The organism is Bacillus sp. DWP3-1 (assembly GCF_049896565.1).
Lineage (GTDB): Bacteria > Bacillota > Bacilli > Bacillales > Bacillaceae > Bacillus.
In genome coordinates, this window is record NZ_JAFCUN010000002.1 from 367,739 (window position 1) to 388,462 (window position 20,724).

A 20,724-nucleotide genomic window follows, 5' to 3' on the forward strand; every position below is an offset into this window, starting at 1 on the left:
GGAGTCTTACACATGAAAGCACTACGCTGGCACGATCAAAAGGACATTCGACTAGAGGAAATTGACGAACCAACAGTTGCTCCAGGAAAAGTGAAACTAAAAGTAAAATGGTGCGGCATTTGTGGTAGTGATTTACATGAATATTTAGGAGGACCGATTTTCATTCCAGTGAATGAACCTCATCCACTTACAAAAGAAAAAGCACCCGTTACGCTGGGACACGAGTTCTCTGGTGAGGTTGTTGAAGTAGGAGAAGGCGTGAGCAATTACAAAGTAGGCGACCGAGTGGTTGTTGAGCCTATTTTTGCGACTCACGGCCACCAAGGTGCTTACAACTTAGATGAAAACATGGGCTTTTTAGGACTTGCCGGAGGCGGCGGTGGATTCTCTGAATATGTATCTGTCGATGAAGAATTACTTCATTTATTACCAGACGAAATCTCATATGAGCAAGGTGCGCTTGTAGAGCCTTCTGCAGTTGCTTTATATGCTGTTCGTTCTAGTAAAGTACAAGCTGGGGATACAGCGGCTGTGTTTGGCTGCGGACCAATTGGCTTACTTGTCATTGAAGCATTAAAAGCAGCTGGTGCTACTGATATTTACGCAGTAGAATTATCTAAAGAACGCCAAGAAAAAGCTAAAGAGCTTGGAGCGATCATTGTTGATCCTTCTCAATATGAAGATGTTGTTCAAGAAATCGCAAGCCGTACAAACGGTGGCGTCGATGTTTCTTTTGAAGTGACAGGTGTACCTGTAGTATTGAAGCAAGCAATCCAATCAACAAGAATTTCAGGTGAAACAGTCATTGTGAGCATTTGGGAAAAAGGCGCAGAAATTCTGCCAAATGACATTGTCATTAAAGAACGTACAGTCAAAGGAATTATCGGCTACAGAGACGTATTCCCATCTGTATTAAACTTAATGAGAAAAGGCTATTTCTCTGCAGATACGCTCGTCACGAAAAAAATCAAGCTGGACGATGTGATCGAAGATGGTTTCCATGCATTAATCAATGAAAAAGATCAAGTGAAAATTTTAGTTAGTGCTGAATAAGTAGGATGACAAAGGGAATGGCAGAGGCCATTCCCTTTTTTTGTGCACATATTCTGCTCATTTTCATAAAGAGGCATGCGGTTGAATAGTGATAAGTGAAAAGATGTTTTGATAAGGGAGATGACATCATGTTTTATCACATCAAAGAACTGCAATATGAAGCAAAGCCCTCAAAGCCTGATCCGCTTTACGCGAAAAAGCTGCAAGAAGTATTAGGCGGACAGTATGGAGAAATTAGTGTCATGATGCAATATTTATTTCAAGGCTTTAATTGCCGGGCAGATCAAAAATACAGAGATTTATTGTTTGACATAGGGACAGAGGAAATTGGTCATGTCGAAATGCTGGCGACGATGATCGCGCGTTTACTAGATAAAGCACCAGTTAAGGAACAAGAAGAGGCGTATCAAAGTGACCCCGCACTAGCAGCTGTTATGGGCGGAATGAATCCTCAGCATGCAATTGTTGCCGGTTTAGGAGCAATGGCAGCAGATAGTCAAGGGTATCCGTGGAATGCCAAGTATATCATTGCAAGCGGAAATTTAATGGCTGATTTTAGGGCCAACTTAAATGCAGAATCACAAGGGAGGCTTCAGGTCACAAGGCTCTACGAAATGACCGATGATCGCGGCGTGAAGGATATGCTTTCTTTTCTTATTGCCCGTGATACATATCATCAAAATATGTGGCTTGCGGCCATTAAAGAATTAGAAGAACGAGAAGGGGACGTCGTCGTACCAACCACCTTCCCGCGCTCACTAGAAAAACAGCAAGTATCCTATGATCTGTTTAACTTCTCAAGAGGAGAAGCAAGCAAGGAAGGCAGATGGGCATATGGCCGAAGCATGGATGGAAAAGGGGAATTCAGATATATTTCTGCACCAGTCGTGTTCGGTTCCGCACCAAAACTAAAACCCGCACCAAAGGAACTGTTTAACACACCGAAAAAAGGCGAATAAAAAAAGCCGGTCAGGTATTTGAGCCTGATCGGCTTTTTTAACGTCCGAGAGATCTTCCGTACACGCTGACACGTTTCTCTAACAAGGCAAAAGCGAGTTCAAAGAAAATGCTCAGCAGCCAATAGATCAAAGCAGAGACGAGGTACGTTTCTAAAAACTGATAGCCGTCATTCGCAATGATCCGGGAAATCCCCATGATTTCAAGTACTCCAATCGTAAACGAAAGAGAGGTGGCTTTTAATAGCTGAATGAGCTGATTGCCTAGATTCGGTAAGGCGACCACAAAGGCCTGCGGCAAAATAATGCGCATCATCGCCTGGCGCGTCGTCATACCCACAATTTTTGCCGCTTCAAGCTGCCCTTTGTCTACCGCAAGGAGTGCACTCCGAACCACCTCTGTTAAATGGGCGGCTGAATGGAGGCTGAAGGTAATGAGGGCAACAGCTAATGGGGAGACCATATCTGGATGAAAGGTCAGCCCGAATGTACCGCTCACTTTGGTTAGAACAAAAGGGAGTCCATAAAAGAAAGCGAACAGCTGAACAATAAGAGGCGTTCCTCTAAAAAAGGAGACATAGAGTGTCACAAGCTGCCTGAGTACAGGAATGCGAAAGAGACGAATGAAAGCAAAAACAGATCCGAGCAAAAGGCTCACAGCCATGGAAACGAGTGCAATCAATAAAGTAAAAGGAACGCCTTTTAGAATATGAGGTACTTGGTCAATCGCAAATTGAATATCAATGGTTTGCATCAAATCGCCTCCTTAACGTGACAGGCTGGTGCGGCCTTTTACAAATTTCCTTTCAAGCAGCATGGTGATCAGTTCAATGCTCATGCAAATGAGCCAATACACAATCGCAATGATCGCGTACACTTCAAACATGCCGATCCCGTAGTTATTTCCTAAAATGATCTTCACCTGTCCCATGATATCAATAAGTCCGATTGTAAAGGCAATCGCTGTGTCTTTCACGAGATCAATGGTGTAATTTCCGAGGTTTGGTAGTGCAATGAGAAAGGCCTGCGGGATAATAATCCTGATCAAGGCCTGTGTATCTGTCATCCCAACAATGTAGGCGGCCTCCAGCTGGTCCTTCCCAACAGATGAATACGCACTGCGAAAGACTTCAGATAAATAAGCGCCAGTATGTAAAGAAAACGTCATCATCACAAATAACACACGATCCCAATGATTGATTTGCATCCCTGCGACAAGTAAAAGCTGAGGCAGTCCAAAATAAATCAAAAACAACTGAACAATTAAAGGCGTACTTCGTGTAAAAGATAAATAGATAACAGCCAATTGCTTAAGCACTGGGATTTGCTTGATACGAATGAAAGCAAATAGCAACCCGATGATGATAGCAAAAAACAATGACACCGTAATAATGAGAAAAGTGAGTGGCAGGCGTTCAAGCACCTGTAAAAAGATGCGCAGCCAATCTCCAACTGTAAACGTCATGACGCTTCCTTCCTTTCTTCATTTTGATCCCCTTGCTCTGAGATGTCATCAATATTTTGAAAGAAATCAACACCAAACCACTTTTTCGCAAGCTGAGGCAGTGTTCCATCATCAATCATTTCTTGTGTGATCCGGTCCAAATCTGCTGCAAGCTGCTTCTCGCTTGGCTGTAAGACAAGATAGATAGGCTCCTTTGACACAATGCCGCCAACTTTGACCTTTAGGTTCAAATGCTTTTGAATGGTATCAAAGGTTGAAATGTTCATAAATGCTGCATCGGACCGTCCGCTTTCAACACGTTTTAAGTTGAGTTCATTTGAAGGACTTTCAATGGTCGTCAGTGGAATATCCGGATCATGCTCTTTATTATATTGATTTAATATCGAACGCAAGCCTCCGCTAGGACTGACAGGAGCCAGTTTTTTAGATGTCATATCATCAAGCGATCGAATCTCCTTGTCTGATTCATTCACAATTAAACCTGTCATCGAAAAGCCATACGGGACCTTAGGGTAAAGGAACCGCTTTTCACGTTCAGGGTTACTAAAAAACCAATTAGCCGCCATTTCAAACTTCCCTGCGCCTACGCCGATTAAATTCGATTCTTCCTCGCCAAAAATGTAATCAAAATGTACGTGGGGAAGCCTCTTTTCCACTTCATTTAAATAATCAATGTTATAGCCAATCGGTTCGTTTCGGTCATTTGTTGCTAAAAAGGGTGGATTGACCTCTGCACTCAGTGCGACTTTCACAATTTGTCTGCCGTCATCTGTCGTGGTTTTCACACTGCTGCAGCCAATCAGAGAAAGGAGAAACAGAAGGACACCGGACATCATGAATGCTGTCTTTTGCTTCATTTGTCTTTCTCCGATCCTTGCCACATTCCGCGATGAATCCTTGATAAAAATTGTTTCGTTCGTTCATGCTGTGGTTTCAACAGGACGTCTTCTGGTGAGCCTTTTTCAACGATTTCGCCATCTGCCATAAAGATCACCGTATCCGCCACGTCCTTTGCAAAAGAAATTTCATGTGTCACAATGACCATTGTCATTCCTTGGCTCGCAATATCTTTGATCATTTCAAGAATTTCTCCTACCATCTCTGGGTCCAGTGCCGACGTAGGTTCATCAAACAAAAGCACTGAAGGGTTCATCGCAAGAGCGCGGGCTATGCCAATTCGCTGCTGCTGACCGCCGGATAATTCACTCGGAAATGCATCCTTTTTATGAAGCAGTCCAATCCGCGTTAAAAATTGCTCTCCGACCTTTTCTGCTTCTTTTTTAGACATGTTTTGAGACACGATCAATCCTTCTGTAATATTTTCAAGTGCTCGTTTATTCTGAAACAAGTGATAATGTTGAAACACCATGGAAGATTGCTGCCTGAGTTTTAGCAGATCTTTTTTATGATATCGTTCAAATTGAATCGTGGCTTCACCAACTGTCAGCTCTCCTTTGTCTGGAATATCAAGGCTGTTTAAGCTGCGGAGAAGGGTGGTTTTTCCTGATCCGCTCGGTCCAATAATGGCGACCACTTCACCTTCTTGTACGGTGAAATCAATGCCTTTTAACACATGGGTCTGCCCATAAGATTTATGTAGATTAGTAGCTGAAATCATAAAAGCATCACGTTCCTTTGACATATGTACTTAATATTGATAAAATTTAACACATTAAATCCTATAAGTAAAGTATGTTTTGTTTATTCCGATTGGAAAAATCAGATATGATAGATTGTGAGATACAGAGGAGTTGGATACGTTTTGTCTAAAGCATTATTTGTTGATACCGATTTTCAAAAAACATGGCTTCATCAACTAGAATCTCTTCGTGAAACGATCGAACAAACGGCAAAAGAACACGATGAAGGCGCTTATTTTCCTGAAAAAAACATTGAATCATTAATAGAGATGGGCTATACGACGTTGTCTCTTCCTGCTGAATACGGAGGCGGAGGTCAATCTGTGAAGGATATGGTTCTGTTTCAAGAGACGCTCGGCAGTATGGACGGAGCGACTGCCTTATCCATCGGCTGGCACCAAGGGGTTGTAGGCGAAATCTACGAAAAGAAACAATGGAGTGAAAAGCAGCTGCAATTCTTTGCGGAAGAAGTGAAGAAGGGCGCCCTTGTCAACCGTGCCGTGAGCGAGGCGCAGACAGGCAGTCCAACAAGAGGGGGCAAGCCTGGGACAACAGCCACTAGATCAGGTAATGAGTGGATCATCAATGGACGTAAAATTTTCACAACGATGTCACCAGCGCTTACATACTTTTTAGTCGGCGTATGGATCGAAGAAAAAGAGGCGATGGGTTTCTTCTTAATTCATCGTGAGACAGAAGGTGTTTCAATAGAAGAAACGTGGAATGTTGTGGGCATGAGAGGAACTGAAAGTCATGATTTAATCTTAGATCAGGTTAAGGTCTCAGATGACATGCTTGTTGAAGTGCAAAAAGGGCCGCGGGGTGGTACGCTAAATCCTTGGATTGCACACATTCCTTCCTGCTATTTAGGAATTGCGCAAGCGGCAAGAGACTATGCTGTTCAGTATGCCATCACCCATTCACCGAACAGCATCAGCGGAACGATTAGTGATCTGCCAAATGTCCAAACACTTATTGGTGAAATCGACTTACTATTAAAGCAGGCACGCCACGTCATCTACTCAACGACCACATTGTATGAAAAGCCGGAGAAAAGAGAGCTGTTAACCAATGAATTCGGCGCTGTGAAACATACAGTCGTCAATCACAGTCTGCAAGTTGTTGATAAAGCCATGCGTTTAGTCGGTGCAAAAAGCTTAAGCCTTGACTGTCCACTGCAGCGTTACTATCGAGATATTCGTGCCGGGCTCCATAACCCGCCAATGGACGATATGACGATTTCAAAAATCGCGAAGCAAGCCATTGAAGAGAAAAAAGAAAGCTAATATACAGCAAAAAGCCGGATATAAACCGGCTTTTTTTATTTGAAAGAAAAGAGGACAAGCGTACCTTATGTCCCATCGCTTAAGCATGCTACAATCATGTAAATCATGAGAAAAGGAGCGATTGTTTTGAAGAAAAAGTATATAAAATGGCTCATTACTGGCATGATGCTGATGTCACTTTGTATAAGCCAGCCTTCATCAACTGAAGGAGCATCACCAGCATGGTCAGTAGATGAATTCATGAAAGACCGGGAAGGCACGTTTGTAATTCAAGAAGTAAAAGAAAAGTCGCCCTGGGTGTATAACAAAAAAAGAGCGAAAGAGCGCTTTGCACCTCAATCGACATTTAAGGTAGCAAATGCCTTAATCGGACTCCAAACAGGCGCAGTGAGAGATGAATATGACATCAAATATTGGGACGGAGTGAAAAGAGAGATTGACCGCTGGAATAGGGATCATACACTAGGATCTGGCATGAGAGATTCAGTCGTCTGGTACTATCAAGCCATGGCCCGTGACATCGGTGAAGAACGCATGAGTCAGTGGGTGAAAGCCATTCATTATGGGAACGAAGACATATCTGGCGGAATCGATCAATTTTGGTTAAGCAGTACGTTGCGTATTTCTCCAGTTGAACAAGTTCGTTTCCTCAAACAGCTATATGAAGAGACTCTTCCATTTGACCTAAAGAACATGAGAACAGTCAAACGAATGATGGTACAAGAAGAAGAGAAACATGCCACCCTATACGGCAAAACAGGCTCCGGATCAGACATCGGCTGGTACGTAGGTTTTATCAAACATGAACACAAAACCTACATCTTCGCCACAAATATCAAAGGCACAGGCATAGAAGCAAAAGACATTACCTATCGCATTTTGAAAAAATATCATTTGATAGAAGCATCCGTTTAGGGTGCTTTTTTATGTGTGAAAAAGGGGTTATATAGATAAGTTGATGATATATGGATTAGTTTGAAAGAATGATATATTTATAGAAATATATTGAAGTATCATTTCAAATGTATTATTATATATGGCGTAATGTTACAAATGTTACAAATATATGATAAGGAGATTAATATGAACCTAAAAAGAAAAGTAAAATGGAAAAGGAATATCGCGGCACTACTAGCCTTTGTGATGCTTTTATCAATGTTACCTTCTGATATTTTTGCAGAAGAACATGACAAAAATACAAAATCAAGTCATAACAGCTTAGAAGAGTTTGATGATTCAAAAGCCCTGGAAATGGCAGGAATTGACGAAGATGAAATTGGAAAAGACGGAGAAGTTCTTTCAGAAAGAACAGAAAACAGCAAACTTTTTTATGAAGGAGAGGGTGTATTTACACAAGAGGTGTATCCTGATCCTATTCATATTAAAGAGGCTCCAGATGCAGAATGGGAGGACATCTCTCCAGAATTAAAGACGATCTCGAAAAAAGAAATAGAAACAGAAAATGCGAAATTAGAAACTACTTTTCAAAAGCAAATGAAACAAGGACTATATGCGACATTTGAACACAAGAAGCATCAAATTGAATTTTCAATTTTAAAAGCTTCAGGGAAAAACAAATCAGAAATCAATTCCAAAGATTCATCTGCACAATTTAAAGAGAACACCAACGATCTTACATATGAAGAGGTATTTCCAAATATAGATTTACGATCATTTACCTTTAATGAAAACATCAAAGAAGATATTGTACTCAAACGATATGATGGCTACAATTCTTTTACATTCAAAATAAAGACAGACCTCACTGGAGAAATTGAGGAAGACGGTTCTATCACATTTTATGATCAGAAGAAACGGACCATTTTTCAAGTCCCAAAACCGTTTATGACTGATTCTAATTTAGATGAAAAGTCAGGTGAAGTGGCTCGCTCAGAAGATGTGAGCTTTAAATTAGAAAAAGAAGACGATGGCTATTTACTTCATGTGACAGCAGATGAAAAATGGCTCAAAGATCCTGAACGAGTTTATCCTGTGTCTATCGATCCTTCGACTTCTTTATCTGTATCAGCAGACACATTTATCATGAGTAAGTACCCAACAACAAATTATTCATCCTCTACGCAAAAATGGGACGCTAAACTTAAAAGTTATGTACTCAAAACAGGTTATTACGATAAAACAACTGGTACAAACTATGCGTTCATGAAGTTTAACTCATTCAAACCGATTCAAAATATGAATGTAACGAAAGCGACGCTCAAAACATATGTTGCTCATTCATATTACGGGACGAAGGCTACTGGTCTTTGGCTGGATACAGTGAATGCCAACTATGATCATACAAAACTAACGTGGAACAATAAACCAAGCTCCAAAAACATCGGCAAAGCCAATGTATATAAAGGACAATGGGCGAGCTATGATGTGACTTCAACCATCAAAGCTTGGAATAGCGGAACAGCTAACTATGGCTTTAAATTACATGCAAATGGAAATGGGCAAGACCATTGGAAAAAAATAATCTCATCAACAAACTCTACCAATAAACCAGTCATTGAAGTAACGTATACCATTCCACAGGCAAATGCACCAACTGTAAAAGGTTTTAGTAATGGAAATGGTACAGGCTACTTCAATTTAAGTTGGAAAAAGGTAGCTGGTGCAAAAGGCTACAAAGTGTGGTTATACAACGGAAAAGAGTATGAAGCCATTTCAGTTGGAAATGTGGCATCATGGAGTACAAAAGGAAAGAATATATGGCCAACAGCAAGCGAGATTGCAGCTAAAAAATATAAACTTCATTTAGACGGAAAAGGTGGAACTGAATTAGCAGTTGATCCTTCCCCAGTTTACAAAAACTCAGGTGGCAATTATGCAACAAGTAAAAATTATTGGGTAGCTGTAAGTGCGATTTTTGACCAAGGTGAAGGCGCAATGTCAGCAAAAGTAAAACCTGTCATGCCGAATGTGGCTAGAGCGAAAGCACCTAGTACAAAAGGATTCAATAATAATAATGCAACAGGTTACTTTGATCTTTCTTGGAATTCAGTTTCCGGTGCGACCGGTTATAAAATACAAATGTTTAATGGGAAAAGCTATGAGACGTTGGATCTTGGGAATCAAACTTCATGGTCAACAAAAGGGAAAAAAGTATGGCCGACAGCTGCTGAGATCAAAGCAGGTAAATATGCATTGCACCTCCAAGATGAAAAAGGGGCAGAGCTTCCAATTCATCCTGGTGCGACTTACAAAAATGCTGGAGGAGATGCGGCTCAAAAACATTATTCCTTCAGAGTGATTGCCTATAATAAAGATGGAGAAGCTATTGCTTCACCGCCAGCTGGACCAACTTTACCTGATTTATCTAGACCGAAAGCTTTATCTGGTTATGCTTATACCAATACAAAAGAGAGCCAAACAGGTTATATCAATTTACATTGGGACAAAGTGAAAAATGCAAAAGGATATAAAATTAACATCTATAATGGTAAGGCATATCAATCATTTGATGTGGGTGATGTCGATCATTGGACAACACAAAACAAGAATATTTGGCCGACTCCTACTGAAGTTAAAAGTGGGAAATATGTGCTTCATACAGATGGAAAGGGTGGAGAATTAGCGCTAGACCCATCACCAGTATATGAAAATGCAAATGGAAATTATAAAGGACGCAAGAACTACTCCTTTACCCTTTCCGCCTACGATGCAAATGGAGAAACGATTCCGACACCAGCCTTTAACCCGACATTCCATGAAGGGGCCGAATTCCTTGGAACAGAGGATTACTGGTCGATTATTGATATACCAGACGGTCAGCTTAATGGTGCAACTGGGAATGTGATTGTCAGTGAAGAAGAAATGTCGATTGATGGAAGAGGACCAGGACTTGGAATGGGTCGAACCTACAATAGTTTAGATGCAGCTGACCACCTGTTTGGTCAAGGGTGGTACGCAGATGTAGAAACGAGTATCACGCCAACAAAAGAAGGTGTCATCTATCTTGATGAAGATGCCACAACTCATGTTTTTACAAAAAAAGCAGATGGTACGTATCAACCACCAACAGGTATTTTCCTTGAATTAACGGAATCAAAAGATGAATACATGTTAAAAACGAAGGATCAAACCTTTGCGCACTTTAGTAAAAACGGTGGGAAGATCACCAAGGTTGTAGATGGACATAAAAATACAACGACATACAAATATAACGAAAACAATCAGCTCACTTCAATGGAAGATGCATCTGGCCGAAAAATAACAATGGATTATGATGAAGATGGTCATATCATTTCGGTTCAAGGACCAAAAGGGAAAAAGCTTTCATATGAGTATGATGCAGGTTTACTAACGAAAGTCATTGATTCAGATGGAACAAGTATCTCATATGAATACGATAAAGAAGGCAGATTGATTAAACAATTCTCTCAAAACAGTACAAAAGATCAGCCTGTTTTTACAGAATATCAATATGAAAATCATCGTTTAGTCAAGGCAATCAATGCAAAAAAAGAAACCTTTGAGTATGCATATGATTTATCTAAAAAGACACTCATGCTAACGCAGCCAAACGGGCGAAAAATACAGTATACGTATAACGAAGCAGCCAATCCAATTCAAGTTGTAGATGATGCGGAAGGGCTTAAAATCACCACTAAAACGAAATATGAAGGCAATCAAATCGTAGAAGAAACTGACCCAAATGATGTAGAGAAAGGAAAAGCTACAGAAAGCTATTCGTATGACAAAAATGGCAACGTCATTCAGGCGAAAGATGCTTATGGGACAGAAACCTACGAGTATAACAAAAATAATGATGTCACTAAAGTGAAAGATACAGAAGGAGATATTACAGATATCGCCTATGATGGATTAGATGCTGTATCTGAAACGGATCAAAGTGGAAATATGTCTTCAGCAAGTATTTATGACTCGTACGGGAATTTGGTACAAACGAGTAAAGAACTTGCTGCAGGTGCGAGTATATTAAAAAATGGCAGTTTTGAAGATACGCTAACTGGCTGGAAGCTTACAGCATCTAAGGATGACGGGAAATTAGCGCAAACAGCTGGGAAAAGTGGTGTGTTATCTGGCGGCCGGGTATTAGAAATCAGTTCACAATCGACAACTGAAGGAACAGAACTTGGCTATTCTTCTGCTACTCAAGAAGTGACACTAGAGCCAAATACGACGTATACACTTAATGGAAAAATAAAGACAGAGCTAACGAAAGCAAGAGCATTTTTTAACATTGATTTAAGAGATACAAATAACAAACGAATTCAATGGATCAGCAACGGTTACAGCACATTATCAGGCAAAAACGATTGGACAAAACGCCAAGTCACGTTTACGACGCCGTCTCATGCAGGTAAAGCTGTGATCTATATGGAAGTAGATCATCGAGATAAGGCTGGAAAAGGAAAAGCCTGGTTCGATGAGATTCAGCTGGAAAAAGGCGAAGTTTCATCAAGTTATAATCCAGTCAAAAATAATTCCTTTACGGATAAAACAGCAAGCTGGAGCGGAACAGGTGGTTCATTAGATAATGAAGAAGGCTTTAATGATGACGTTTCGTTAAAAATGACCAGAACATCTTCATCTCAAGCAAATGCCATCTATAAACAATCTGTACCGATTGAACAAAGTGCGAATGATCAATCTGTGTATGTCACATTGACTGGGATGTCTAAGGCTGAAAATGTCAAAGCCTCAAATGAAAATGATTACTCACTTCAAGCGTCCGTTACGTATACAGATGGCACAACAGGAACGTTTAATGCGAAATTCCCAACCGGTACACAAGAGTGGAACCGAGCGGCGGTTGTCATACCAAAAACAAAACCATTGAAAAAAGTTGACGTTCAGATTGTTTTCCAAAAAAGCGCGACTGGAACGGTTTGGTTTGATGATATCCGTCTAGTAGAAGGTAGTCTGTTAACGAAAACCACTTACGACGAGAAAGGGAACTATGCTGTTAAAGAAGAGGATGAGCTTGGTTACTCATCTCAATCTGCCTACGACGAAACGGGCAAAAAGCTTTCTGAAACCGATGCGAAAGGCGAAAAAACAACATTCGAATATGACCAGGCCGATCAGCTGAAGAAAATCACTTTATCTAACGGGACATCCATTGTGAGAACCTACGATAAAGAAGGTAATGAACGGTCGAAAACCATTCGTGCAGAGTCAGATCAGACGTATCAATTTGAATACGACCCGATGGGCAAATTGACAAAAACCATTGATCCATTAGGAAATGTGTTGAAAAGTGAATATGATGCGAATAGCAACTTAATTAAAACCACTTCTGCAAATGGACATGAAGTTTCTCTCACGTATGATGGAACAGACCGAGTGAAATCAAAGTCATACAATGGAACAGAAAAATATAACTTTAGTTATGATAAAAACGGAAACGAAACAACGGTTGTCAACAAAGAACAAAACACAACCAAAAATCGAACGTTTGACCAACAAAACCGCATCACAAAGTTAACAGAGCGTGGCAGCAGTCAAACTTGGACGTATCCAGCCGATTCAGATAAACTAAAATCTTTTGAGTGGACACACGGAAATCAAAAAGGGACGAACCAATTCAGTTACAATAAGCTTGATCAAATGACGCAGATGAAGGATTCGAGTTCTACGTATTCGTTTGATTATGATGAAAATGGAAATGTCCAGTCCTTTATTACAGGTAACGGCAGTGGTGCTAGTTTTGCTTATGATGAGCGCAATTTAATCAATGAATTGCATATTGGAACAAGCCAAGGGGCAACGATCTTAAACGAAGCTTACGAATATGATCAAAATGGAAACAGAATAACGGTTGATCAAGGAAGCAACGGGAAGATTCGTTATGAATATGGAAAATTAGATCAATTGATCAAAGAAGCTCATCCAGATGGCACGGTCATTGAGTACACATATGATGGGTTTGGAAATAGAAAAACAGTCACGACTGAAAAAAATGGCACTAAGAAAACAATCAGTGCATCATTCAACATCATGAACCAACTGACAAAGGTAAATGATGAGACTTTGACTTATGACAAAAATGGCAACCGAACGTCTGACGGGCAATTCCTTTATGAATGGGACGCAGAAGATAACATAACGGCCATCACGAAAAAAGGGGAAGACAAGCCATTTGTCACTTACAAATATGATGAGCGTGGATATAGAATTCAAAAAACAGTGAATGGAAAAATCACCAATTACTTTTATGACGGCGACAGCCTGAATGTTTTATACGAAACAGATGGAGACAACGAAGTCACAAAAGCATACACATACGGTGAGAGTGGACAACTACTTGCATTCACACAAAACGGGAAAAAATATTTCTATCACTACAATGCACACGGTGATGTCATAGCCATGACAAATAGTGCAGGAAAAATCGTTGCTGAGTACGAATACGATACATGGGGTGTTCCAACAAAGGTAAAAGAAGATGAAGAAGTAAAAGGAAACCCATATCGCTATGCTGGGTACCGCTTCGACGAAGAAACAGGACTTTACTATTTAATCGCCCGCTACTATGAACCAAGAAACGGCGTATTCCTATCACTTGACCCAGACCCAGGAAGCGATGGAGATTCACTAGATCAAAACGGATATACCTATGGAAACAACAACCCAGTCATGAATGTGGACCCAGACGGACATTGGGTATGGTTTGTTGTCAATGCTGGATTTGCGGTATATGATGGATACAAAGCACATAAATCAGGAAAAGGTTGGAAGGGTGTGGCGGTAGCAGCCGCATCAGGATTTTTGGGTGGTGGAAAGTTAAAGGGAGCGAAAAAAGTATTTAGTGCTGGGAAGAAGTCTTATAAACTTTCAAGGAAGAAAGTTAAAGCAAAAAGAACGTATTCTAGTTATAGAAATGTAAAAAAGAAAACAGCTATAGTCAATAACAGGGCTACTAATGTAACAAAAAGGAACTTTGAGAAAAATCTTAGAAGGCAAGGATGGAAAAAATCGATAAGTAAAGATAGGCAAGTAATCATTATGAGTAAAAAAGGTTCAAGATATACATTGAGAAATAAGTCAAGAGATTATAATGGTCCTTCTGCAGACTACATTCCTAAAGGAGCTAAGAGACCTTCGCTTAAAATAAGATTAAAGAAGTAGGTGTTTTTATTGGATAACAGTAAAGCATTGTTTATTCATTCAGATAATGAATTCAATGCATATAGAATCTTGATTGAAAAAGCTTTTTATACAAATAAATATTTGCCTCATCAAGTATTTCGAGAGAATTTTAATTGTTTTTTGTTTCAAGAGTTTGATTGGGCTTTGAGTGATGAGGTTTTAACAACGATAAAAAAATTATCAGGTTTAACAAATGATAAAGAATTTTTAACGGCAGTACTTAAGCCGGATCCAGTAGAATACTATCTAAGAGAATTTGGTTATTATAATTGGCTCAGAACGGGTGTTGAAATATCTGGTAAGGATTATGTAAATGCGCTTTGGACTAGCCCAGAAGGTTCGATAGCTGATGATATTGCAACTAACTCAAATATAGTTGTATGGTTATCTAATTCTTTGGATTGGGCAATTTGGGCAGATAGGGATTTAGAGATTTGTATTTTAGCCTTCTCACCTAAAAACTATTCTATACAAAATCTATTATCAAAAGAAGGTTGGAAACCTCTTAATGGTATTTTGAAGGAATGGTTAGAACTGTTATTTAATGATAGAGAAAAATTCGACGAATTTTGGGTAGAGTTAACGAGTAATTATTCCTAAGTTAAATTTTAATTTTGAATAGTTTAAATATATATAAATTTGGAGATTATTCGTGAGAAGTAATTGTTTTTCATCTACAATTTGTTAAGCAACTTCTTTTAAAAAAAGCTGTCAAGGGAACTTGGCAGCTTTTTCCTATTATTTAATAAGGAGTTATTTTAAGGCATATCACTATAAGGGTGTTTAGATGAACAATCCAGAACATAACAACTATTTCGACATTACTTTCTAAAGCAAATCAATGAATTTCACTACTTTAAAGAGTATAATGAACATTACGACTTGATCAACTGTATTGTTCTGCACATCCCATATGAATCCTCGAATCTACAAGCAGACATCCATCTAAAATTCACCAATGTATCTTCTGTTCAAATCAAAGATTTGGACTTAACAAACGATTCTAGTCTATATTTAAATATTGAGCCTTTGAATAGAGGCTGGGAAAATTTGAATTACTTTGTAGAAGACTATGAAGAAGATTATTTTTCATTTTATTGTCAAACAGTTCAAGTCATACAAGTCGTATCAAATGAATCGTGCTAGTCTATCTACATATGTGCTAATCATGCTTCTTCATCCCAACATAGAAAGGTGCAATGACATTGAAACGAATCACGAAATGGCTCTTATTTGCGGCTGTCATCGCGGGCTTATTGGTATGCGCATTCTTTGTGTTCCGTTTAAACCAGCCTAAGCCGACGACGAACATCCATTATGCAGACACACAAAACAAACAGCAAACACTCGATATGTATATGCCAAAGGGCAAAGATGAAGACAATAAGAAGAAGCATCCAGTCATGATCTATCTCCATGGCGGCGGCTGGACAGGCGGCGATAAGAATAGAGTCGCTTCAAAGGCTGATTATTTTACGGATCAAGGGTATGTGTTTGTTTCGATGAATTACAGGCTTCACCCTGATGCCAACTATGAGCAGATGGCAGATGATACGGCAAACGCCATTAAATGGGTCAAGGATCATGCAGATGAGTATCAAATTGATTCATCAAAAATCAATGTCATGGGTCACTCAGCGGGCGGTCATTTGACGGCATTGGTGGCCACAGATTCGACTTACTTAAAACGTGTGGGGCTGTCGCCAAAAACGATCAATTCCATCGTGATTTTAGATGGGCCGTTAAACATCAATCAATTTATACAAGCCATTCCATCGTATAAAAAAGTGTTTGGCAAACAGGAGAAGAACTGGACAAAGGCCTCACCTGTCACTTATATGAATCAAGCGAATGTACCGCCTGTTTATTTAGTCACAGGCTGGGAAAATCCAGAGGTGTACCGATTTGCAGAAAAACTGAATCATGATAAAGGCTCGCGATTTGTTTTTCGGGTTCATTCGCTGAGCCACAGTGACTTGAATAAATGGTTTGGATCAGACAGGGCGCCAAAAGAAGCGCAAGACATGACAAAAGCTGTTATGGCTTTTGTCAAAAAACAAAATCAATAACGAAGACCGTATGCTAGGCAATCCATTTTGCCGCAGTATATGATAAAGCGTAAATGGTTTGTACCAAAGGAGTGTATGTCGTTGTCATCACGTATGGAAAATAAAGTGTTTAATTGCGAAAAAGAGCTGACGCTGAATATTATCGGCGGTAAGTGGAAAATGCTGATTTTATGGCACCTTGGCAGAGAAGGGACAAAACGGTTTGGTGAGCTAAAGTCGTTAATGCCTGGGATTACGCAAAGAATGCTTGTCAATCAGTTAAGAGAATTAGAGGAAGATCACATTGTGCATCGGGAGGTTTATCCTGTCGTTCCGCCAAAAGTTGAATATTCCCTCACAGAACTAGGAGAAAGCTTAATGCCGATTTTAGAGGCGATGTATGATTGGGGAAAACAATATCTCGATAGCAATTTTTTAAAGGATGATAAATAGAAAGACGACCGATGAAGACAAAGGGCTAAAATCACTTTATTTTAGCCCTTTGTCTTCTTTTCAATCACGCTGAGATACTGGTCGAAAAGACAGTGTCTTTTTTGTGACCATATGCGAAAAAGTATAGTATGTAAAAAAAAAGTGCGTACTTGGATTGCTGCCATCCTGTTGTTATACTCATTTCATCGTTCAAGAAGCACCATCCGCGAAGCTCTTGAAGATGAGATGAAAAAACGGGAGTGAAAGTGAATGAAATTACAATTAGCATTAGATTTAGTGAATATACCAGAAGCGATTGAGCTGATCAAAGAAGTAGAAGCATCTATTGATGTGGTCGAAATTGGGACACCTGTTGTGATCAATGAAGGCTTGCGTGCTGTAAAAGAAGTCAAACAGGCTTTTCCGAATTTACGTGTACTCGCTGATCTGAAAATTATGGATGCTGCCGGCTATGAAGTGCAGCAGGCATCTGAAGCTGGAGCGGATATCGTCACCATTCTTGCAGCGGCAGAAGATATGTCCATTCAAGGAGCGGTGAAAGAAGCGAAAGCAAGAGGGAAACAGATTTTAGTTGATATGATTGGTATCAAAGATATCGCTGGCCGGGCAAAAGAGCTGGATGAGCTTGGAGTCGATTATATTTGTGTGCACACAGGCTATGATCTGCAAGCGGTTGGTCAAAACTCATTTGCTGACCTTATGACCATTAAACAAGTCGTCAAACAAGCGAAAACAGCCATTGCAGGCGGAATTAAGCTTGATACGTTACCTGAAGTCGTGAAATTAAATCCTGATTTGATCATTGTCGGCGGCGGTATCGCAAGCCAGGACAATAAAGCAGAAGTGGCCGCACAAATGAAGCAGCTGATCGCACAATCATGAAGACCAGTGACTATGTGAAAGCCATTTTGAATGAGCTTTCTGAGCACTCGCCCGCTATTCAAGACGAACAAACGGAGCGGCTTGTCTCAAGCATTTTAGCTGCAAGAAAGGTCTTTGTGGCAGGGGCTGGCAGGTCTGGTTTGATGGGAAAATCATTTGCCATGAGACTCACACATATTGGCGTCAAGGCTTATGTGATCGGTGAGACCAATACTCCTTCCTTTACAGAAGAAGATCTCTTGATTGTGGGGAGCGGCTCTGGTCGAACAGAGACCTTGCTTGTCCTTGCAAAAAAGGCAAAAGCAATTGGCGGAAAAGTGGCAGCTTTCACGCTTTCAGCTGAGTCACCTCTAGCTGATCTATCGGATGAAGTCATTTTACTGTCAGGTGCGCCAAAGGATCAAAAGGAAGGAAGCCATCATACCATGCAGCCAATGGGCTCACTATTTGAGCAATTGCTTCTTCTGACATACGATGCGGTCATTTTACGTTTAATGGAAATAAAAGAGCTCGACACACATAAAATGTATGGTCACCATGCAAATTTAGAATAGTCATTTTCAAAGCCTTTCCTTTCTTAGAAGGAGAGGCTTTTTTTATCTAAATCAAGAGCAGAATCTTGACATCATCGATTGGATGTAACTATAATAGTTACATCGTTAAAGAAAAAGCGTAAGCATGGAAGGAAGATAAAGATGAAAGTACAAATCTGGTCAGATATCGCCTGTCCTTTTTGTTATATAGGAAAAAAACAGCTAGAAACAGCGCTTGAACAATTCCCTCAGAAGGAACAGGTAGAAATAGAGTTTAAAAGCTTTGAGCTTGATCCGCATGCACCTGCTCAGGTCGATTATGATGTCCATGATATGCTCGTCAAAAAATATGGGATGAGCCGCAGCCAGGCCATGGCAATGAATGAGCAGGTGAAGCAGGCCGGCAAAGAGAAAGGAATCGATTTTCAATTTGATCCACTCGTGTTGACAAACACCTTTGATGCCCATCGATTGGCGCAATATGCTGGTCAAATGGGGAAAGGCGATTTCGTCATGGGAGAGTTGTTTCAAGCGTATTTCACAGATGGAAAGCATGTTGGTGATCGTCAAACCCTTTTAGATATTGCAGAAAAAGCAGGTCTTGATTTGAAGGATGTGCAGCAAGTTCTAGACGGCGAAGAGTTTGCAGATCATGTACGAGAGGACGAAAAAGAGGCGAGACAGCTTGGTATTTCTGCTGTTCCTTTTTTCTTATTGAATAGCAAATATTCAGTGGCAGGTGCACAGCCAGCCGATACGTTCCTGCGTGCACTTGAAACGGCTTGGACAGAAGAAGTAGCTCAAGCTGAGAAAGAAGCTGCCAATTCATTTGAAGCCGCATGTGCAGATGGCGTATGCGCAGTGCCTGCCCCTAAAGAAGATATCTAATCATATAAAAAATGAGCCTCCTGCGGCAAGGGCTCATTTTTTTCTTGCATTCATTTGTTTGATCGTTTCACCTGGAACCAATTCAGGTTCGTAAAAGGTTTGATGAGGGAGATTCTTTTTTCCTTGAACTTTTTTAATCATCCAGTCTGCCGCATCCCGGCCCATTTGCTCCTGAGGGTGGGTCAATGTTGTCAGCTTCACATGGGCATTTTTCTGGGCTATATACGAATTATCCTGTCCAATAATGGAGAGATCTTCTGGAATGGACAGCCCGATGTCACTGCATACATTGGCAACTTCTAATCCAACCTCGTCGTTATAGCAAACAAGGGCAGTCAGCTCATGCTGATGCTCTATTAAGAAAGTTTTGATATCATCTCCCAAATGCTGCTTCGATTCTGTATCGAAAAAGAGGACGTGCTCAGGCAGAAAATTAAGCTTGGCTTCACCGAGCGCTTGAATATATCCCTTCATTCGGTACTTTCCCTGTAAGTCATCTGTTTTTGAGATCAGGCCGATTTGCTGATGTCCAGAGGTGATCAGCTCTTTTGTGGCTAAATAGCTGGACTTCACATCATCTAAACAGAGAAAGGGAACCTCTAACTGCTCGTAATAGGCATTGATCATAATGAGCGGTACATCCTGTTCTTTAAAAGATAGGTAGTACGAGATGTTCGGATTATATAAATTGCTTTTCGTCGGCTCGACAATGAGTCCGTCCACACCAAATGACAGCATCATTTCCAGCGCTTTTTTCTCCTGTTCCACATCATTATTCGTACTTGCCAGTAACAAAGAATAGTTCTCTTCGTTTAATCGGCTTTCAATGCCTCGAATAATAGAAGGGAAAATGTAATCGGATATGTATGTCGTGATAACCCCAATCGTTTTCATATGTGCATGTCCAGCAGGCTTTGCTTGATATTGATTGGTCACAAATGTACCTGAGCCCTTTTCACTTCGCAAAAACCCTTCGCTCGACAATTCTAAGATGGCCTTTCGAACCGTATGCCTGCTCACTTGATACATCTCCTGCAGGCTTGATTCGGTTGGAATACGTTCCCCGATCCGGTAATCCCCTGTGAGTATTTTGCTTTTTATATCATCGATAATGATCTGGTACTTCTTTTTCATCGTTTCACTTCTTTCTCAGTTGATCATCTACTCGGATTGAGAAGAAATTGTATGGACATATTTTAACATGGTTGTCGAATCAAAAACAGGCGCTTTCCCGTTCTGTCGTCTCAGCTTTAGAAAAGTGAAGGTTTTTGTCATATTGTGTATGTACAACTATATTTAATATTGACATATGTACGTACAAATATTATATTGTGAATGTGCACAGAGAATCAATGAATCTAGAAAATTAAAATTGAAACCGCTATCAATTATGGAG

The 20,724-nt window shown here is 40.3% G+C and carries 17 protein-coding genes; 12 read left to right on the forward strand and 5 right to left on the reverse strand.

Going from position 1 to position 20,724, the window contains the following annotated elements:
- Window positions 1–12: 12 nt before the first annotated feature.
- Window positions 13–1,053: a 2,3-butanediol dehydrogenase gene (locus ACP7A0_RS07270; RefSeq protein ID WP_034661461.1), complete on the forward strand. Its 1,041-nt coding sequence runs from the start codon at window positions 13–15 to the stop codon at window positions 1,051–1,053.
- 128 nt (window positions 1,054–1,181) lie between these two features.
- Window positions 1,182–2,012, forward strand: a complete 831-nt coding sequence (locus ACP7A0_RS07275; protein WP_034661459.1) for a manganese catalase family protein — start codon at window positions 1,182–1,184, stop codon at window positions 2,010–2,012.
- A gap of 37 nt (window positions 2,013–2,049) precedes the next feature.
- On the opposite strand, the gene ACP7A0_RS07280 is transcribed toward ACP7A0_RS07275, so the two are convergent.
- The 4 genes from ACP7A0_RS07280 to ACP7A0_RS07295 are packed head-to-tail and all read right to left on the reverse strand — an operon-like array spanning window position 2,050 to window position 5,092.
- Window positions 2,050–2,763: an amino acid ABC transporter permease gene (locus ACP7A0_RS07280; protein ID WP_426004691.1), complete on the reverse strand. Its 714-nt coding sequence runs from the start codon at window positions 2,761–2,763 to the stop codon at window positions 2,050–2,052.
- Between the two features lie 12 nt (window positions 2,764–2,775).
- Entirely contained in the window at window positions 2,776–3,474 is a 699-nt protein-coding gene (locus tag ACP7A0_RS07285) for an amino acid ABC transporter permease (protein WP_426004693.1), read from the reverse strand.
- Window positions 3,471–4,331 carry an amino acid ABC transporter substrate-binding protein gene (locus ACP7A0_RS07290; protein ID WP_426004695.1) on the reverse strand — a complete coding sequence of 287 codons (861 nt, stop codon included), beginning with the start codon at window positions 4,329–4,331 and terminating at the stop codon, window positions 3,471–3,473. The genes ACP7A0_RS07285 and ACP7A0_RS07290 overlap by 4 nt, the downstream gene beginning before the upstream one ends.
- Window positions 4,328–5,092, reverse strand: coding sequence for an amino acid ABC transporter ATP-binding protein (locus tag ACP7A0_RS07295; protein ID WP_066030622.1), 765 nt, complete (start codon window positions 5,090–5,092; stop codon window positions 4,328–4,330). The genes ACP7A0_RS07290 and ACP7A0_RS07295 overlap by 4 nt, the downstream gene beginning before the upstream one ends.
- A gap of 144 nt (window positions 5,093–5,236) precedes the next feature.
- On the opposite strand from ACP7A0_RS07295, the gene ACP7A0_RS07300 reads away from it, so the two are divergent.
- The 10 genes from ACP7A0_RS07300 to ACP7A0_RS07345 all read left to right on the forward strand — a co-directional run bounded on the left by ACP7A0_RS07300 (window position 5,237) and on the right by ACP7A0_RS07345 (window position 19,328).
- The gene (locus ACP7A0_RS07300) at window positions 5,237–6,400 is read left to right on the forward strand and encodes an acyl-CoA dehydrogenase family protein (RefSeq protein WP_426004698.1); all 1,164 of its coding nucleotides are present in this window, start codon (window positions 5,237–5,239) and stop codon (window positions 6,398–6,400) included.
- Window positions 6,401–6,526: 126 nt separating this feature from the next.
- Window positions 6,527–7,315 carry a BPU family class D beta-lactamase gene (gene blaBPU, locus ACP7A0_RS07305; protein ID WP_426004700.1) on the forward strand — a complete coding sequence of 263 codons (789 nt, stop codon included), beginning with the start codon at window positions 6,527–6,529 and terminating at the stop codon, window positions 7,313–7,315.
- 168 nt (window positions 7,316–7,483) lie between these two features.
- The gene (locus tag ACP7A0_RS07310) at window positions 7,484–14,503 is read left to right on the forward strand and encodes a DNRLRE domain-containing protein (protein WP_426004702.1); all 7,020 of its coding nucleotides are present in this window, start codon (window positions 7,484–7,486) and stop codon (window positions 14,501–14,503) included.
- Window positions 14,504–15,124 carry a hypothetical protein gene (locus ACP7A0_RS07315; protein WP_375566022.1) on the forward strand — a complete coding sequence of 207 codons (621 nt, stop codon included), beginning with the start codon at window positions 14,504–14,506 and terminating at the stop codon, window positions 15,122–15,124.
- Between the two features lie 282 nt (window positions 15,125–15,406).
- Complete coding sequence (locus ACP7A0_RS07320) at window positions 15,407–15,670, forward strand: hypothetical protein (protein ID WP_375566021.1); 264 nt, start codon at window positions 15,407–15,409, stop codon at window positions 15,668–15,670.
- Between the two features lie 53 nt (window positions 15,671–15,723).
- Entirely contained in the window at window positions 15,724–16,593 is an 870-nt protein-coding gene (locus tag ACP7A0_RS07325; protein ID WP_375566019.1) for an alpha/beta hydrolase, read from the forward strand.
- A 75-nt stretch (window positions 16,594–16,668) separates the two neighbouring features.
- Window positions 16,669–17,025 (forward strand): winged helix-turn-helix transcriptional regulator, encoded by a 357-nt coding sequence (locus ACP7A0_RS07330; protein WP_012010675.1) that lies wholly within the window; start codon window positions 16,669–16,671, stop codon window positions 17,023–17,025.
- Between the two features lie 249 nt (window positions 17,026–17,274).
- Window positions 17,275–17,907: a 3-hexulose-6-phosphate synthase gene (gene hxlA, locus ACP7A0_RS07335; RefSeq protein ID WP_024718772.1), complete on the forward strand. Its 633-nt coding sequence runs from the start codon at window positions 17,275–17,277 to the stop codon at window positions 17,905–17,907.
- Window positions 17,904–18,461: a 6-phospho-3-hexuloisomerase gene (hxlB, locus tag ACP7A0_RS07340; RefSeq protein ID WP_066030626.1), complete on the forward strand. Its 558-nt coding sequence runs from the start codon at window positions 17,904–17,906 to the stop codon at window positions 18,459–18,461. Before hxlA ends, hxlB begins: the two co-directional genes overlap by 4 nt.
- Before the next feature lie 141 nt (window positions 18,462–18,602).
- Window positions 18,603–19,328, forward strand: a complete 726-nt coding sequence (locus ACP7A0_RS07345) for a DsbA family oxidoreductase (protein WP_426004706.1) — start codon at window positions 18,603–18,605, stop codon at window positions 19,326–19,328.
- A 33-nt stretch (window positions 19,329–19,361) separates the two neighbouring features.
- Here ACP7A0_RS07345 and ACP7A0_RS07350 read toward each other — a convergent pair whose 3' ends face one another.
- Entirely contained in the window at window positions 19,362–20,462 is a 1,101-nt protein-coding gene (locus ACP7A0_RS07350; RefSeq protein WP_212040724.1) for a GntR family transcriptional regulator, read from the reverse strand.
- Window positions 20,463–20,724 lie beyond the last annotated feature (262 nt).

What these genes read in the sequence shown, in the direction of transcription:
- ACP7A0_RS07270 (WP_034661461.1), top strand. Translation starts at nt 13, where the DNA reads ATGAAAGCACTACGCTGGCACGATCAAAAGGACATTCGACTAGAGGAA.
- ACP7A0_RS07275 (WP_034661459.1), top strand. Translation starts at nt 1,182, where the DNA reads ATGTTTTATCACATCAAAGAACTGCAATATGAAGCAAAGCCCTCAAAG.
- ACP7A0_RS07280 (WP_426004691.1), bottom strand. Translation starts at nt 2,763, where the DNA reads ATGCAAACCATTGATATTCAATTTGCGATTGACCAAGTACCTCATATT.
- ACP7A0_RS07285 (WP_426004693.1), bottom strand. Translation starts at nt 3,474, where the DNA reads ATGACGTTTACAGTTGGAGATTGGCTGCGCATCTTTTTACAGGTGCTT.
- ACP7A0_RS07290 (WP_426004695.1), bottom strand. Translation starts at nt 4,331, where the DNA reads ATGAAGCAAAAGACAGCATTCATGATGTCCGGTGTCCTTCTGTTTCTC.
- ACP7A0_RS07295 (WP_066030622.1), bottom strand. Translation starts at nt 5,092, where the DNA reads ATGATTTCAGCTACTAATCTACATAAATCTTATGGGCAGACCCATGTG.
- ACP7A0_RS07310 (WP_426004702.1), top strand. Translation starts at nt 7,484, where the DNA reads ATGAACCTAAAAAGAAAAGTAAAATGGAAAAGGAATATCGCGGCACTA.
- ACP7A0_RS07325 (WP_375566019.1), top strand. Translation starts at nt 15,724, where the DNA reads ATGACATTGAAACGAATCACGAAATGGCTCTTATTTGCGGCTGTCATC.
- ACP7A0_RS07330 (WP_012010675.1), top strand. Translation starts at nt 16,669, where the DNA reads ATGTCGTTGTCATCACGTATGGAAAATAAAGTGTTTAATTGCGAAAAA.
- hxlA (WP_024718772.1), top strand. Translation starts at nt 17,275, where the DNA reads ATGAAATTACAATTAGCATTAGATTTAGTGAATATACCAGAAGCGATT.
- hxlB (WP_066030626.1), top strand. Translation starts at nt 17,904, where the DNA reads ATGAAGACCAGTGACTATGTGAAAGCCATTTTGAATGAGCTTTCTGAG.
- ACP7A0_RS07345 (WP_426004706.1), top strand. Translation starts at nt 18,603, where the DNA reads ATGAAAGTACAAATCTGGTCAGATATCGCCTGTCCTTTTTGTTATATA.
- ACP7A0_RS07350 (WP_212040724.1), bottom strand. Translation starts at nt 20,462, where the DNA reads ATGAAAAAGAAGTACCAGATCATTATCGATGATATAAAAAGCAAAATA.